The organism is Nitrospirillum amazonense (assembly GCF_007828045.1).
GTDB lineage: Bacteria > Pseudomonadota > Alphaproteobacteria > Azospirillales > Azospirillaceae > Nitrospirillum > Nitrospirillum amazonense_C.
Map to the genome: position 1 here is coordinate 94818 of NZ_VITN01000008.1, position 13831 is coordinate 108648.

9 protein-coding genes and 1 CRISPR repeat array are annotated in these 13831 nt (G+C 68.0%); of the genes, 5 read left to right on the forward strand and 4 right to left on the reverse strand.

Annotation, left to right across the window (positions count from 1 at the left end):
* Positions 1-41: 41 nt before the first annotated feature.
* Entirely contained in the window at positions 42-1022 is a 981-nt protein-coding gene (gene cas1 / locus FBZ89_RS14475) for a type II CRISPR-associated endonuclease Cas1 (RefSeq protein ID WP_246172211.1), read from the forward strand.
* Positions 1006-1302, forward strand: coding sequence for a CRISPR-associated endonuclease Cas2 (gene cas2, locus FBZ89_RS14480; protein WP_246172213.1), 297 nt, complete (start codon positions 1006-1008; stop codon positions 1300-1302). Before cas1 ends, cas2 begins: the two co-directional genes overlap by 17 nt.
* A gap of 74 nt (positions 1303-1376) precedes the next feature.
* Positions 1377-3195: a CRISPR direct-repeat array (repeat unit 36 nt; unit sequence AGTTTAGCCGATAGGGATTTGCGGTCCAGCCGCAAC).
* A gap of 78 nt (positions 3196-3273) precedes the next feature.
* Here the strand turns inward: cas2 and adhP are convergent.
* The 4 genes from adhP to FBZ89_RS14500 form a co-directional block, all read right to left on the reverse strand.
* The gene (gene adhP / locus FBZ89_RS14485) at positions 3274-4302 is read right to left on the reverse strand and encodes an alcohol dehydrogenase AdhP (protein ID WP_145750690.1); all 1029 of its coding nucleotides are present in this window, start codon (positions 4300-4302) and stop codon (positions 3274-3276) included.
* Positions 4303-4394: 92 nt separating this feature from the next.
* Entirely contained in the window at positions 4395-4760 is a 366-nt protein-coding gene (locus FBZ89_RS14490; RefSeq protein ID WP_145750691.1) for a chaperone modulator CbpM, read from the reverse strand.
* Positions 4761-4763: 3 nt separating this feature from the next.
* Positions 4764-5738: a DnaJ C-terminal domain-containing protein gene (locus FBZ89_RS14495; RefSeq protein ID WP_145750692.1), complete on the reverse strand. Its 975-nt coding sequence runs from the start codon at positions 5736-5738 to the stop codon at positions 4764-4766.
* A 6-nt stretch (positions 5739-5744) separates the two neighbouring features.
* Positions 5745-7439 (reverse strand): bifunctional aminoglycoside phosphotransferase/ATP-binding protein, encoded by a 1695-nt coding sequence (locus tag FBZ89_RS14500; protein ID WP_145750693.1) that lies wholly within the window; start codon positions 7437-7439, stop codon positions 5745-5747.
* A 360-nt stretch (positions 7440-7799) separates the two neighbouring features.
* Between FBZ89_RS14500 and FBZ89_RS14505 the strand changes: the two genes are divergently transcribed.
* The 3 genes from FBZ89_RS14505 (at position 7800) to ppdK (ending at position 13800) form a co-directional block, all read left to right on the forward strand.
* Positions 7800-8714, forward strand: coding sequence for a glycine--tRNA ligase subunit alpha (locus tag FBZ89_RS14505; protein WP_145750694.1), 915 nt, complete (start codon positions 7800-7802; stop codon positions 8712-8714).
* Positions 8715-8717: 3 nt separating this feature from the next.
* Positions 8718-10862 carry a glycine--tRNA ligase subunit beta gene (glyS, locus tag FBZ89_RS14510; RefSeq protein ID WP_145750695.1) on the forward strand — a complete coding sequence of 715 codons (2145 nt, stop codon included), beginning with the start codon at positions 8718-8720 and terminating at the stop codon, positions 10860-10862.
* 253 nt (positions 10863-11115) lie between these two features.
* Positions 11116-13800: a pyruvate, phosphate dikinase gene (ppdK, locus tag FBZ89_RS14515; protein WP_186457369.1), complete on the forward strand. Its 2685-nt coding sequence runs from the start codon at positions 11116-11118 to the stop codon at positions 13798-13800.
* The last annotated feature ends 31 nt before the right edge of the window (positions 13801-13831 follow it).

Here is a 13831-nt window from a genome sequence, read left to right on the forward strand (position 1 = left end):
CGGCCATGGCGGGGCGCGGGCCGGGCCGGATGCCAGGACGCGTGGTCGACATCGCGACCGACGGCCGGCATCTGTCCGTGCATCGCGGCTTCCTGGTGGTGGAGGAACGCGGAACCGAGGTCGGCCGCGTGCCCTTGGATGATGTGGAGGCGGTCATCGCCAGCGCCCGGGCGCTGACCTTCTCCGCCAACCTGGTTCAGGCGCTGGCGGAACGGGGCGTGGGCCTCGTGGTGTGCGGCACCAACCATCAGCCGGTGTCCGTTCTGATGCCGGTGGTGGGGCACCATGCCCAGGCCGGGCGCGTGCGCGACCAGATCGAGGCGGGCAAGCCCCTGACCAAGCGGTTGTGGCAGGGCCTGGTCCGGGCCAAGGTGGAAAACCAGGGGGCGGTGTTGGCCCATGTGGGCGCTCCCCATGGAGCCTTCGCCACCCTGGCGCGGGCGGTCCGGTCCGGCGACCCGGACAATATCGAGGCCCAGGCGGCCCGTCGCTACTGGCCCTTGCTGATGGGCGCCGACTTCCGGCGCGACGCGGACGCGGAGGGCGTCAACGCTCTGTTGAACTATGGCTATGCCGTCCTGCGCGCCGCCGCCGCCCGGTCGGTGCTGGCGGCGGGCCTTCACCCCTCCATCGGCGTGCACCATGCCAACCGCGGCAACCCGCTGTGCCTGGTGGACGATGTCATGGAACCCTTCCGACCGCTGGTGGACGCGGTGGTGGTGGATCTCGCGCGCCGGGGCGTGGGCCAGGTGACGCCGGAAGCCAAGCGCGACCTGGCCGCCGTGCTGCTTATGGACATGACCACCGCGCGTGGCACCACGCCCCTGTCCACCTGCATCGTGCGTCTGGCGGCGTCACTGGCCCTGGCGTTTGAAACCGGACGGCCGGATCTGGACCTGCCGCTATCGCCGCTGCCCCTCGATCTGGTCGCCGGTGGCCCGGATCGATCCCAAGGCGCCACCCAGGGGGATGAGGATGGCTTTGAATGGGTACAGGATCATGTGGATGATGGTGCTGTTTGATCTGCCAGTGCTGACCAAGCCCCAGCGGCGCGCCGCCTCGCGCTTCCGCCTGTTCCTGCTGGACCAGGGCTTTCACATGGCGCAATTCTCCGTCTATCTGCGCTGGTGCGTCGGCAAGGAGCAGGTTGAGGCGCTGTCGCGTAAGGTGGCCGCCAACATCCCATCCAAGGGCAGCGTGCAGATCGTCACCATCACTGACAAACAGTACCAGAACATCGGCACCTATGATGGAAAACGCCGCAAGGCCAACCAAAACCCCGCCCAACTCGCCCTGTTTTAGGGCGACGCGGACGGTTTCTACCAAGGATGAGGGCCGGATATTGCCCTTTCTTTCAAAGGGTTATCTCCGGTCCGAGTTTAGCCGATAGGGATTTGCGGTCCAGCCGCAACGCCCCTCCTCCATTGGCACTGGCCGCAGCGAGTTTAGCCGATAGGGATTTGCGGTCCAGCCGCAACAGCATGGGCCGTGGGGTTGTAGCTGCCCGTAGTTTAGCCGATAGGGATTTGCGGTCCAGCCGCAACTAATTTCTCCACCTCTCACTTTGCTTTTTCAGTTTAGCCGATAGGGATTTGCGGTCCAGCCGCAACGGGCCAGTTGGGCTTGTTCAGCTCACAGGGAGTTTAGCCGATAGGGATTTGCGGTCCAGCCGCAACAGTGTGGGGTCCAAATACTGCTGGCGAAACAGTTTAGCCGATAGGGATTTGCGGTCCAGCCGCAACATGGTTACGCGACGTGAGGACGTTGGTTATAAGTTTAGCCGATAGGGATTTGCGGTCCAGCCGCAACCGTGATAAGTGGTGGGGCCACGGAGATTCAAGTTTAGCCGATAGGGATTTGCGGTCCAGCCGCAACCTATGTCGTTTCTGGATGTACGGAGACGCTAGTTTAGCCGATAGGGATTTGCGGTCCAGCCGCAACAAAACACGCGATGGCGTAGCCTAAGCAGGTAGTTTAGCCGATAGGGATTTGCGGTCCAGCCGCAACCGCGCCGTCAACCGCACTTGGCGCGAGTTCAGTTTAGCCGATAGGGATTTGCGGTCCAGCCGCAACCATCTGCCGGACATAGAGCGCGTTGACCTGAGTTTAGCCGATAGGGATTTGCGGTCCAGCCGCAACTGCAGCCTCTGCAACGAGCGGCTGAACCCCAGTTTAGCCGATAGGGATTTGCGGTCCAGCCGCAACCCTGGCCGACGCCGGCAACTTCGGTCATGAAGTTTAGCCGATAGGGATTTGCGGTCCAGCCGCAACTAAGGGCGCGCGACATATGTTTCTCGCCATAGTTTAGCCGATAGGGATTTGCGGTCCAGCCGCAACCCGCCCAAGCGACAACATCACCGACCTGCAAGTTTAGCCGATAGGGATTTGCGGTCCAGCCGCAACGCCGTCTTCGGCAAGGACGTGGCGGCGGCGAGTTTAGCCGATAGGGATTTGCGGTCCAGCCGCAACTTCCAGGTCCGTGTCCCGCCACATTCGCATAGTTTAGCCGATAGGGATTTGCGGTCCAGCCGCAACAAGGGATCTCAGCTCGTCTTCATCGGACCAAGTTTAGCCGATAGGGATTTGCGGTCCAGCCGCAACTAGACGTTCTGGTAGTGGTGCACCAGCTCGAGTTTAGCCGATAGGGATTTGCGGTCCAGCCGCAACCTGGGGAGGGCAGGGGGATGGGATGAGGGTAGTTTAGCCGATAGGGATTTGCGGTCCAGCCGCAACTGAATCTCCTCGTACTCTTCACCCCTAGAAAGTTTAGCCGATAGGGATTTGCGGTCCAGCCGCAACCCGGCCGATCGTCGTATTGGCGAAGGACCCAGTTTAGCCGATAGGGATTTGCGGTCCAGCCGCAACGACGCCGTCGATGTTCATGTAGCCGGTGCCAGTTTAGCCGATAGGGATTTGCGGTCCAGCCGCAACGCGCACGCGCGCAGGGGCCGCCCTTACACCAGTTTAGCCGATAGGGATTTGCGGTCCAGCCGCAACTGCGACACCGGCAACGGCGGTGGACATCTTAGTTTAGCCGATAGGGATTTGCGGTCCAGCCGCAACTCTGGCGCGCTCCGTCCATCAACATCTCGGAGTTTAGCCGATAGGGATTTGCGGTCCAGCCGCAACGCACCTGGAACAGGTGATCGCGGACGCGCTAGTTTAGCCGATAGGGATTTGCGGTCCAGCTACAACCTGGCGCAGACGGTGGAGCCGAAGAGCTTAGCCGATTGGGGCTGCCACTCAGCAACCCCTCGGCTTAGATGTGAATGATCACAGCGTCACGACCACGCGGCCGTTGACGGTGCCGGCGCGCAGGCGGTCGAAGATGGTGTTGATGGCGTCCAGCGGCTGGACCTCCACCTCCGCCTTCACCTTGCCCTCGCCGGCGAAGGCCAGGGCCTCGGCCAGGTCGGCGCGGGTGCCGACGATGCTGCCGCGCACGGTGATGCGGTTCAGCACGACGTCGAAGATGGGCAGGCCGAATTCGCCCGGCGGCAGGCCGATCAGGGCCACGGTGCCGTGGCGGCGGCTCATGCCCACGGCCTGGGTGAAGGCGGGGCGGGAGACGGCGGTGACCAGCACGCCATGGGCGCCGCCGATGTCGCTGTGCAGGCGCTTGGCCGGATCTTCCTTCAGGGCGTTCACCGTCAGGTCGGCGCCCAGCTTCCGGGCCAGGTCCAGCTTGTCGTCGGCGACATCGATGGCGGCCACGTGCAGGCCCATGGCCTTGGCGTACTGCACGGCCACGTGGCCCAGACCGCCGATGCCGGAGATGGCGACCCACTGGCCGGGCCGGGCCTCCGTCTCCTTCAGGCCTTTATAGACGGTGACGCCGGCGCACAGGATGGGGGCGATCTCCTCGAACCCCACGCTGTCGGGCAGGTGGCCGACGAAGTTGGGGTCGGCCAGCACATAGTCGGCATAGCCGCCGTTGACGGAATAGCCGGTGTTCTGCTGGGCGGTGCACAGCGTCTCCCACCCCGTCAGGCAATGCTCGCAATGGCCGCAGGCGGTGTAGAGCCAGGGCACGCCCACGCGGTCGCCTTCCTTCACATTGGTGACGCCGGCGCCCACGGCGGCGACGTAGCCCACGCCCTCGTGACCGGGAATGAAGGGCGGTTGCGGCTTCACCGGCCAGTCGCCGTCGGCGGCGTGCAGGTCGGTGTGGCAGACGCCGCTGGCCTGGATGCGCACCAGGATCTGGCCGGGGCCGACCTCCGGCACCGCCACTTCGCGGATGTCCAGGGGCTTACCCAGGGTGTGGACGACGGCGGCCTTCATGGTCCGGGGCAAAGACATGGGGAACGGTCCTTCCTGTCGGGGGCGAACGGCGGTGGCCGTTCGTTCGCCGACAGAAGATACCGGCGGGCCGCTCGCAGCTTTGAGATGGGTCAAGGACCGGACGGATCTACCTCTTTCGTGACGGCCAGCACCGTTTGGCGCACCTCGGGCGGCAGGCTGTCCAGCACGCCGGCCACGCCGCGCAGGGCGGCGCGCAGGCTGTAGACCTGGTCGATCAGCGCCAGCACCAGGGGCAGGGTGTCGTCGGCCACACCCATGTCGCGGCGCAAATCGCGGATCAGGCCCACGCGGGCCACATCCACGGGGTGGAAGCGCCAGTCGGCCGCATGCTCCGGCGCCGGGGTGCCGTCTGGCCGCACCCAGCCTTGCGTCACCCACCAGTGGATGTCCTGCTCGCCCACGTCGGGGAAACGGGCGCACACGGCCTCCAGCGTCAACAGGGTCAGCGTGCCCATGGCTCAAGCTCCCTCATGATGCAGATCGGCCAGGCCGGCGCGCGGATCGGCGTCATGCCGGGGTTTCCAGCCTTCCAGGAAGGTCGCCAGCTCCGGCTCCTCCCCCGGCGGCAACACCACCTTCAGCTCCACCACCTGGTGGCCCTCGCGGATGCCCCGGCCCTTGAGGCGCAGGCGGGTGCCGCTGCTGGAGCGGGGCGGGATGGCCAACATGACGCTGCCGTGGATGGTGGGCACCTTGACCTTGGCGCCCAGCACCGCCTCCTTCAGCGTCACCGGCAGTTCGATGATGATGTCGTCGCCGTCGCGGCGGTACAGCGGGTGGGGCGAGACCGCCACCTCCACGAAGGCATCGCCGGGGGGGCCGCCGTTCATGCCCGGCCCACCCTTGCCCGCCAGGCGCAGTGCCTGGCCGTCTTTCAGGCCGGCGGGGATGGTGACGTCCAGCACCTGACCGTCGGGCAGGGTCAGCCGGCGGGTGGCGCCCCGGGCGGCGGTCAGGAAATCCACCGTCAGGGAATAACGGGCGTCCTGGCCTTTCAGCGGGAAGCCGCCGGCGCGGGCGCCCCCGGTGCCGCCGCCCTGGTTGAAGGCGCGACGCAGCAGGCTTTCCAGGTCATCATGGTCGAAGCCGCCGAGGTCCTCGGCGCCGGCGGAGTAGCGGCCGTGCCCGCTGGCGAAGGGCCCGCTGGCGAAGGGATCGCCCGCGTACTGGCGGTAATAGCCGCCCCCGCCGGCGGGGCCGCGCGGGGCCGTCTCCGCCCCGGTGGCGTCGATCTCCCCCCGGTCGAAGCGGGCGCGCTTGTCCGCGTCGGACAACAGGGCGTAGGCGGCGGCGATCTCCTTGAACTTGGCCTCGGCCTCTGGCTTGCCCGGGTTCAGGTCCGGGTGGTGCTTCTTGGCCAGGGCGCGATAGGCGCTGCGGATGGTCTTCTCATCGGCGTCGCGGGCGACGCCCAGCAAGGCGTAGGGATCCACCGTAGGCTACCTCATTCCAGGGAAGGGACCAGGGGATGCGATCATGCGGCCGGCCTTGGGGCGACCCGTTGGGCTTCCCGCGGTGGGACGGCCGGCCTCCCCCGCCGGGGGCAGCAGCAGGGCTTCCGCCTGGCGCAGCACCGTGGCCGGGGTGGGGCCGGCGTCCAGGATAGCCCAGCGCACCTCGCCGGCGCCCTTGCGCATCTGGCTTAGCAAGACGGGCATATCCGCGTCCGACGCGTCCCGGGCCGTCGCCTGGCCCCGCCGGCTCAACCGGTCCGCCAGCACGGCCTCCGGCGCCTGCAACCACAGGCCGGTGAAACGCGCATGGGCCTGGGCCGCCACTTCCGCCGTCAGGGCCCGCTCGGCGGGGTCGGCGAACACCGCGTCCAGGATGACGCTGCGCCCGGCGGCCAGGCAGGCGGCGGCCTGGGTGCGCAGGCGGTCGTAGACGGCGGCGCTCACCGCCGGGCTGTAGGCCTCATGGGTCAGCGCCTGCTCCGGCGCCACGCCGAACAGCTGCTTGCGGATGACGTCGGTGCGCAGCACGCGGGCGCCCGGGGCCGTGCCCAGCAGGGGGGCCAGGGCCCGGGCCAGCGTGGACTTGCCCGTGCCGCTGAAGCCGCCAACCGCCACGACGCGCGGCCGGTCGCGGCGCAGGAAATCCAGCGCCAGCTGCAGGTAACGGTCGGCCTCCACCGCCCCGGCGGTCTTCTGCGTGGGCGTGGTCTGGCGCCGGGCGGCTGCGGCCGTCACCTGGGCCCGCACCGCCGCCCGCACCGACAGGAACAGGGGCAGGGCCGACAGCCCGCCCAGGGCCTGGCCCTCCCGTCCCGCCATATCCTCTCCCGTCAGGTCCAGGTAGCGGTTTAGCACCAGGCTCGCCAGATCCACGCGGTCGCGGAAACAAAGATCCATCAGCAGGAAGGCCAGATCGTACAGCACGTCCGTGCAGGCCAGGGCGGGGTCGAACTCGATGGCGTCGAAGGGTGTGGGCGTGCCGTCCACCAGGCAGACGTTGCCCAGATGCAGGTCGCCGTGGCAGTCGCGCACCCGGCCCGCGCCGCGCCGCGCGTCCAGCAAGGCCGCCTGCGCCGACAATGCGGCCTGCACCTTGGTGTTCCAGGCGCGGATGTCGGCGGCCGAGAAGGCGTCGCCCGGCTTCAGGTTGGCGCGGGTGATGGCGATGGCCTCGCCCAGCCCCTCGGCCCCGCCGCCCTCCGTGCGCCCGGGCTGCGCCCGGTGCAGGCGGGCCAGGCGGTCGGCCAGGTCCAGCATCAGCTGCGGCGTCAGCCGGCCTTGCGTCGCCATGCGGTCCAGCAGGGCGTCCTGGTCGAAGCGGCGCATGACCAGCAACCAGTCCACGACCTGGGCACCGGGCAGGGGCGGTTCATCCTCCCCCGCCGCCCATTCCGGTCCCAGGGTCAGGCCGTCTGGCGTGCGCAGGACGGGGCGCAGGCCCAGGTACAGGTTGGGGGCGAAGCGGCGGTTGACCGCCAGCTCCGCCAGGCAGAAGTGCCGCCGCCGTTCCACCGTGGAATAGTCCAGATAGGAATAGCGCACGGCGCGCTTCAGCTTGTAGGCGCGGTCGCCGGCCAGGAAGACGTGGGAAATGTGGGTGTCGATACGCTCCACCCGGCCACGGGCCCCGAAGGATTCCGGATGGGTCAGGAAGGCGAGCGTCTCGGTCTGGTCGTCCATGGCGGTAGACTCCCTGATTGCGGAAAGGCGGAACCCGGGCGACGGCGTGCCGCGGGCTCTGTTGAGAGAAAAGCATAGGCCACCCGGCGGTTCCGCCGCCTTGAGCGGGATCAAGCGGCGGTGCGCTCATTCCATCGCGGAACCCGCACAGCGAGATTCACACCCGCCCCGTTGCGGAACACGCGTGCCACACCCGCGTCAAAACGGGGCGCGCATGCGGGAAACGCGCCGGTCGCCGCCTTGATTTGGGGTTCGCCCGCCTTGTAAGGTGCGCCGCAACGCAACAAAGGGCCGGGGAGGACGGGTTTTCGAACCCCAAAAGTTCCTTTTCCGCCCTTCCAGGGTGAAGACGGTCAGGCAATGGCGGCCTCAGGCGCGGCGAAGCTCAGTTTCCAGGGACTTATCCTGACGCTCCACCAGTTCTGGTCGGAGCAGGGGGCCCTGATCCTCCAGCCTTATGATATGGAGATGGGGGCCGGCACCTTCCATCCCTCCACGACCTTGCGCGCCCTGGGCGCCACGCCGTGGAAGGCCGCCTTCGTGCAGCCGTCGCGCCGGCCCAAGGACGGCCGCTATGGCGAGAACCCCAACCGCCTGCACCAGCATCACCAGTACCAGGTGATCCTGAAGCCCTCGCCGGCCAACGTGCAGGAGATCTACCTGGAAAGCCTGCGCCGCGTGGGCATCGACCCGGCGCGGCACGACATCCGCTTCGTCGAGGATGACTGGGAAAGCCCCACGCTGGGCGCCTGGGGCCTGGGCTGGGAAGTGTGGTGCGACGGCATGGAGGTGACGCAGTTCACCTATTTCCAGCAGGTGGGCGGCATCGAGTGCGAGGTCGTGGCGGCGGAGCTGACCTATGGCCTGGAACGCCTGGCCATGTACATCCAGAACGTCGAGAACGTCTACGACCTGGACTTCAACGGCCAGGGCGTGAAGTACGGCGACGTCTATCACCGCAATGAGCGTGAGCAGAGCGCCTATAACTTCGAGGTCGCCGACACCGCCATGCTGCTGCGCCATTTCGAGGACGCGGAGCATGAGTGCGCCGAGCTGCTGAAGCGCGGCCTGGCCTGGCCGGCCTATGAGCAGTGCGTCAAGGCCTCGCACAACTTCAACCTGCTGGACGCGCGCGGCGTGATTTCGGTGGTGGAGCGGCAGAGCTACATCCTGCGCGTCCGCAACCTGGCCAAGGCCTGCTGCGAGGCCTGGGTGGCGGGGGACAAGAAAGTGGACTGGACCCTGCCTGGGCCCGTTTCCGGTAAGGGGGCCTGAACCATGGCCGAGCTGCTGATCGAACTGTTTTCCGAGGAAATCCCCGCCCGCATGCAGGTGCGCGCGGCCGATGACCTCAAGCGCCTGGTGACCATCAAGCTGGCCGAGGCCGGCTTGGCGTTCCAGGACGCCATCGCCCATTCCACCCCGCGCCGCCTGACCCTGGCCGTCACTGGACTGCCGGTGCGCCAGGCCGACGTGCGGGATGAGCGCAAGGGCCCGCGCGTGGGATCCCCTGACGCGGCGGTGCAGGGCTTCCTGCGCGGTGCCGGCCTCACCAGCCTGGATCAGTGCGAACAGCGCGACACCGGCAAGGGCGTGTTCTGGTTCGCTGTGGTGGAAAGGCCGGGCGGGGCCACGGTCGATGCCCTGCCGGGCATCATCGACGCTGCCATCCGCGAGCTGCCCTGGCCCAAATCCATGCGCTGGGGCAACAACACCTTCCGCTGGGTGCGGCCGCTGCAGTCCATCCTGGCGCTGTTCGACGGCGCCGTGGTCCCGGGCACCCTGACCCTGAGGACGGCCGAACCGGCGCCCGAGGCGTCGGAGGGCAACGTTTGCTTAGGGGGAGAGCCCACCGCCGTCACCCTGCCCTACGGCAACACCACGCGCGGCCACCGCTTCCTGGCGCCCGACGCGCTGACCATCACCGACTTCGCCGACTATCAGCAAAAGCTGGCTGGCGCCTTCGTCGTGCTGGACCGCGAGGCGCGCAAGGCCCGCATCCTGGAACAGGCCAACAGGCTGGCCGCCGCCGAGGGCCTGACCCTGCGCGACGACCCGGGCCTGCTGGAAGAGGTGGCGGGCCTGGTGGAATGGCCGGTGGGCCTGATCGGCACCATCGACCAGGCCTTCATGGACGTGCCCGCCGAGGTGCTGACCACCTCCATGCGCACGCACCAGCGTTATTTCGCCCTGGAAACCGCTGACGGCAATCTGGCGCCCCGCTTCATCCTGATGGCCAACCGCACCACCGAGGACGAAGGCCGGGCCGTGGTGGCGGGTAACGAGCGCGTGCTGCGCGCCCGCCTGTCGGACGCCAAGTTCTTCTGGGACCTGGACCGCAAGGTGCCGCTGGAAGACCAGGCCAAGAAGCTGGCCGACATCACCTTCCATGCCAAGCTGGGCACCACGGCGGCCAAGGTCCACCGGGTGGAAGGCCTGGCGGCGGTCATCGCCCGGGCCATCCACGCCGACGTGGACGCCACCCGCCGTGCCGCCCGCCTGGCCAAGGCCGACCTGGTGACCGGCCTGGTGGGGGAGTTCCCCGAGGTGCAGGGCGTCGTCGGCCGCTACATCGCCTATGAGCAGGGCGAGAGTGCCGCCGTGGCCGAGGCCATCGCCGACCATTACAAGCCCCTGGGCCCCAGCGACAGCTGCCCCACCGCCCCGGTTTCCGTGGCGGTGGCCCTGGCCGACAAGATTGACACCCTGGTGGCCTTCTTCGGCATCGATGAGAAGCCGACCGGCTCCCGCGATCCGTTCGCGCTGCGCCGCGCGGCCCTGGGCGTCATCCGCCTGGTGGTGGAGAACGGCCTGCGCCTGGACCTCGGCGACCTGTTCCTGGTGGCGCGCGGCCAGCTGGCTCTCGACAACGCCGCCTTGGATGGCGAGTTGCTGGCCTTCTTCGCCGACCGCCTGGTGGTGGCCCTGCGCGAGAAGGGCGTGCGCCACGACCTGATCGCGGCGGCGCTCTCTCATGGAACTGGGGCCGGCCGGGCCGAGGGTGACCTGGTCCGCCTGCTGGCCCGCGTGGATGCGCTGGCCGGCTTCGTCAACACGGACGACGGCGCCAACCTGCTGGCCGCCTTCCGCCGCGCCGCCAACATCCTGCGCATCGAGGAGAAGAAGGACGGCCACGCCCATGACGGCGTGCCGGACGCCGCCTTGCTGCGGGTGGATGAGGAAAAGGCCCTGGCGGCGGCGCTGGATGCCGCGCGCACGGCGTCGGAGCCGGCGCTGGCCGCCGAGGATTATGTGGGCACCATGGCCGCGCTGGCCAGCTTGCGCGGCCCGGTGGACGCCTTCTTCGACAAGGTGACGGTGAACGCCGACGATCCGGCCTTGCGGGCCAACCGGCTGCGTCTGCTGGCCGGTATACGTCGCACGCTGAACCATGTGGCGGATTTCTCGGTCATCGAGGGGTGAGTCGCGGGGGCCGGGAAACCGGCCCCCGTTTTCGTTTGGCGCCCGGAACCTTGGGGGCGGTCACAATCTTGGCCCTTCCGTTGCCCAGGGATGTCTGCAAGGCTTTGATTTCAGTACGCGTGACAAAACGGGGCCCGGTTTGACCGGACCCTGAAAAAACACAAATCGCAGTGAAAAACTTCGGGGAAACTGGCGAGCGGCGGCCCATGAGTGAACCGGCCGCGGCTCCGCCGAACTCATCGGGTGAGGAACCATGAGCGTGTCCAAGTGGGTGTACAGCTTCGGTGATGGCAAGGCCGAGGGCCGGGCCGAGATGAAGAACCTTCTGGGTGGCAAGGGTGCCAACCTGGCGGAGATGAGCAATCTGGGATTGCCCGTGCCGCCCGGTTTCACCATCACCACCGAGGTCTGCACCTGGTTCTACGACAACGGCCGCCAGTATCCGGCCGAACTGAAGGACCAGGTGGCCGCCGGCCTGAAGGCGGTGGAGGGCATCATCGGCGCCAATTTCGGCGATGCCGGGAACCCGCTGCTGGTGTCGGTACGCTCCGGCGCCCGCGCCTCCATGCCGGGCATGATGGACACGGTGCTGAACCTGGGCCTGAACGACGTCACCGTCCGGGGCCTGGCCAAGCGCGCCGGCGACGAACGCTTCGCCTATGACAGCTACCGCCGCTTCATCCAGATGTACGGCAACGTCGTTCTGGACGTGGACCACCACCATTTCGAAGAAATCCTGGACAGCCACAAGCGCGACCGGGGCCTGACCTACGACACCGATCTGGACGCCGGCGACTGGCAGGCGGTGATCGAGGGCTACAAGGACGTGGTGCAGGAGGCGCTCGGCCGTCCCTTCCCGCAGGACGTGCAGGAACAGCTGTGGGGCGCCATCGGCGCCGTCTTCGGCAGCTGGATGAACCAGCGCGCCATCACCTACCGCAAGCTGCACGACATTCCGGCCAGCTGGGGCACGGCGGTGAACGTCCAGGCCATGGTGTTCGGCAACATGGGCGACGACTGCGCCACCGGCGTCGCCTTCACCCGCAACCCGTCCACGGGTGAGAACGCCTTCTACGGCGAATACCTCATCAACGCCCAGGGCGAGGACGTGGTGGCCGGCATCCGCACGCCGCAGCACCTGACCGTCGCCGGCCGCCAGGCCAATGGCTCCGACCTGCCGGCGATGGAAGAGAGCATGCCGGAGGTGTTCCAGCAGCTGGACGCCGTGCGCCTGAAGCTGGAGCGGCACTACCGCGACATGCAGGACATCGAGTTCACGGTGCAGCAGAAGAAGCTGTACATGCTGCAGACCCGCAATGGGAAGCGCACCACCGCCGCGGCGCTGAAGATCGCCGTGGACATGGCGCAGGAGGGTCTGATCGACGAGGCCGAGGCCGTGCGCCGCATCGAGCCCAAGTCCCTGGACCAGCTGCTGCACCCCACCCTGGACCCCAAGGCCGAGCGCAAGATCATCGCCAAGGGCCTGCCGGCCAGCCCGGGGGCGGCCTGCGGCAAGGTGGTGTTCTCCGCCGATGAGGCCGAACGCCAGTCCCAGATGGGCGAGGCGGTCATCCTCTGCCGCGTGGAAACCAGCCCGGAAGACATCCACGGCATGCACGCCGCCGCCGGCATCCTGACCACCCGTGGTGGCATGACCAGCCACGCGGCCGTGGTGGCGCGCGGCATGGGCCGGTCCTGCGTGTCGGGCGCGGGGGAACTGCGCATCGACTACAAGAGCGGGGTCATGACCGTGCGGGGCGAGAAGATCGCCGCCGGCGACGTCATCACCATCGATGGATCGACCGGCGAGGTCATGCTGGGCCACGTGCCCACCATCCAGCCGGAACTGTCCGGCGACTTCGCGACCTTGATGGGCTGGGCTGACCGCTTCCGCCGCATGAAGGTGCGCACCAACGCGGAAACCCCGCTGGACGCCCGCACGGCGGTGAAGTTCGGGGCGGAGGGCATCGGCCTGTGCCGGACCGAGCACATGTTCTTCGACACCGAGCGCATCATCGCCGTGCGCGAGATGATCGTGGCGGAGACGGAGGCCGGCCGCCGCGCCGCCCTGGCCAAGATCGCGCCCATGCAGCGCCAGGATTTCGTGGAGCTGTTCCGCATCATGGCCGGCCTGCCGGTCACCATCCGCCTGCTGGACCCGCCGCTGCACGAGTTCCTGCCCAACAGCGAGGCGGAGATGGACGAGGTGGCCAAGGCCGCCGGCACGGACATCCAGCGGGTGCGCCACCGCGCCCTGCAACTGCACGAGGCCAACCCCATGCTGGGCCATCGCGGCTGCCGCCTGGGCATCTCCTACCCCGAAATCTATGAAATGCAGGCCCGCGCCATCTTCGAGGCGGCGGTCCAGGTGGGCAAGGACGGCCAGACCGTGACGCCGGAGATCATGATCCCCCTGGTCGGCACCAAGAAGGAACTGGACATCCTGAAGGCCGTCATCGACCGGGTGGCGGGCGAGGTGAAGCAGGCCTCGGGCGTGCATGTCGACTATCTGGTCGGCACCATGATCGAGCTGCCGCGCGCCGCCTTGCGGGCGGCGGAGATCGCCCAGTCGGCCGAGTTCTTCAGCTTCGGCACCAACGACCTGACGCAGACCACCTTCGGCATCAGCCGCGACGATGCCGCCAGCTTCCTGCCCGACTACCAGCGGGCCGGCATCTTCGAGCACGACCCCTTCGTGACCCTGGACACTGAGGGCGTGGGCGAGCTGGTGTCCATCGCCGCCGAGCGGGGCCGCAAGACCCGTCCGGAGATCAAGCTTGGCATCTGTGGCGAGCACGGCGGCGACCCGGCCTCCGTCTACTTCTGTGAGAAGGTGGGCCTCAGCTACGTCTCCTGCTCCCCCTACCGGGTGCCCATCGCCCGCCTGGCGGCGGCGCAGGCGGCCCTGATGGGCGAGAAGCCCGCCAGCGAGGCGTAAGCGGCGGTTCCGCATCGAAGGGTCGAGGGCG

What these genes read in the sequence shown, in the direction of transcription:
- cas2 (WP_246172213.1), top strand. Translation starts at nt 1,006, where the DNA reads ATGATGGTGCTGTTTGATCTGCCAGTGCTGACCAAGCCCCAGCGGCGC.
- adhP (WP_145750690.1), bottom strand. Translation starts at nt 4,302, where the DNA reads ATGTCTTTGCCCCGGACCATGAAGGCCGCCGTCGTCCACACCCTGGGT.
- FBZ89_RS14490 (WP_145750691.1), bottom strand. Translation starts at nt 4,760, where the DNA reads ATGGGCACGCTGACCCTGTTGACGCTGGAGGCCGTGTGCGCCCGTTTC.
- FBZ89_RS14500 (WP_145750693.1), bottom strand. Translation starts at nt 7,439, where the DNA reads ATGGACGACCAGACCGAGACGCTCGCCTTCCTGACCCATCCGGAATCC.
- FBZ89_RS14505 (WP_145750694.1), top strand. Translation starts at nt 7,800, where the DNA reads ATGGCGGCCTCAGGCGCGGCGAAGCTCAGTTTCCAGGGACTTATCCTG.
- glyS (WP_145750695.1), top strand. Translation starts at nt 8,718, where the DNA reads ATGGCCGAGCTGCTGATCGAACTGTTTTCCGAGGAAATCCCCGCCCGC.
- ppdK (WP_186457369.1), top strand. Translation starts at nt 11,116, where the DNA reads ATGAGCGTGTCCAAGTGGGTGTACAGCTTCGGTGATGGCAAGGCCGAG.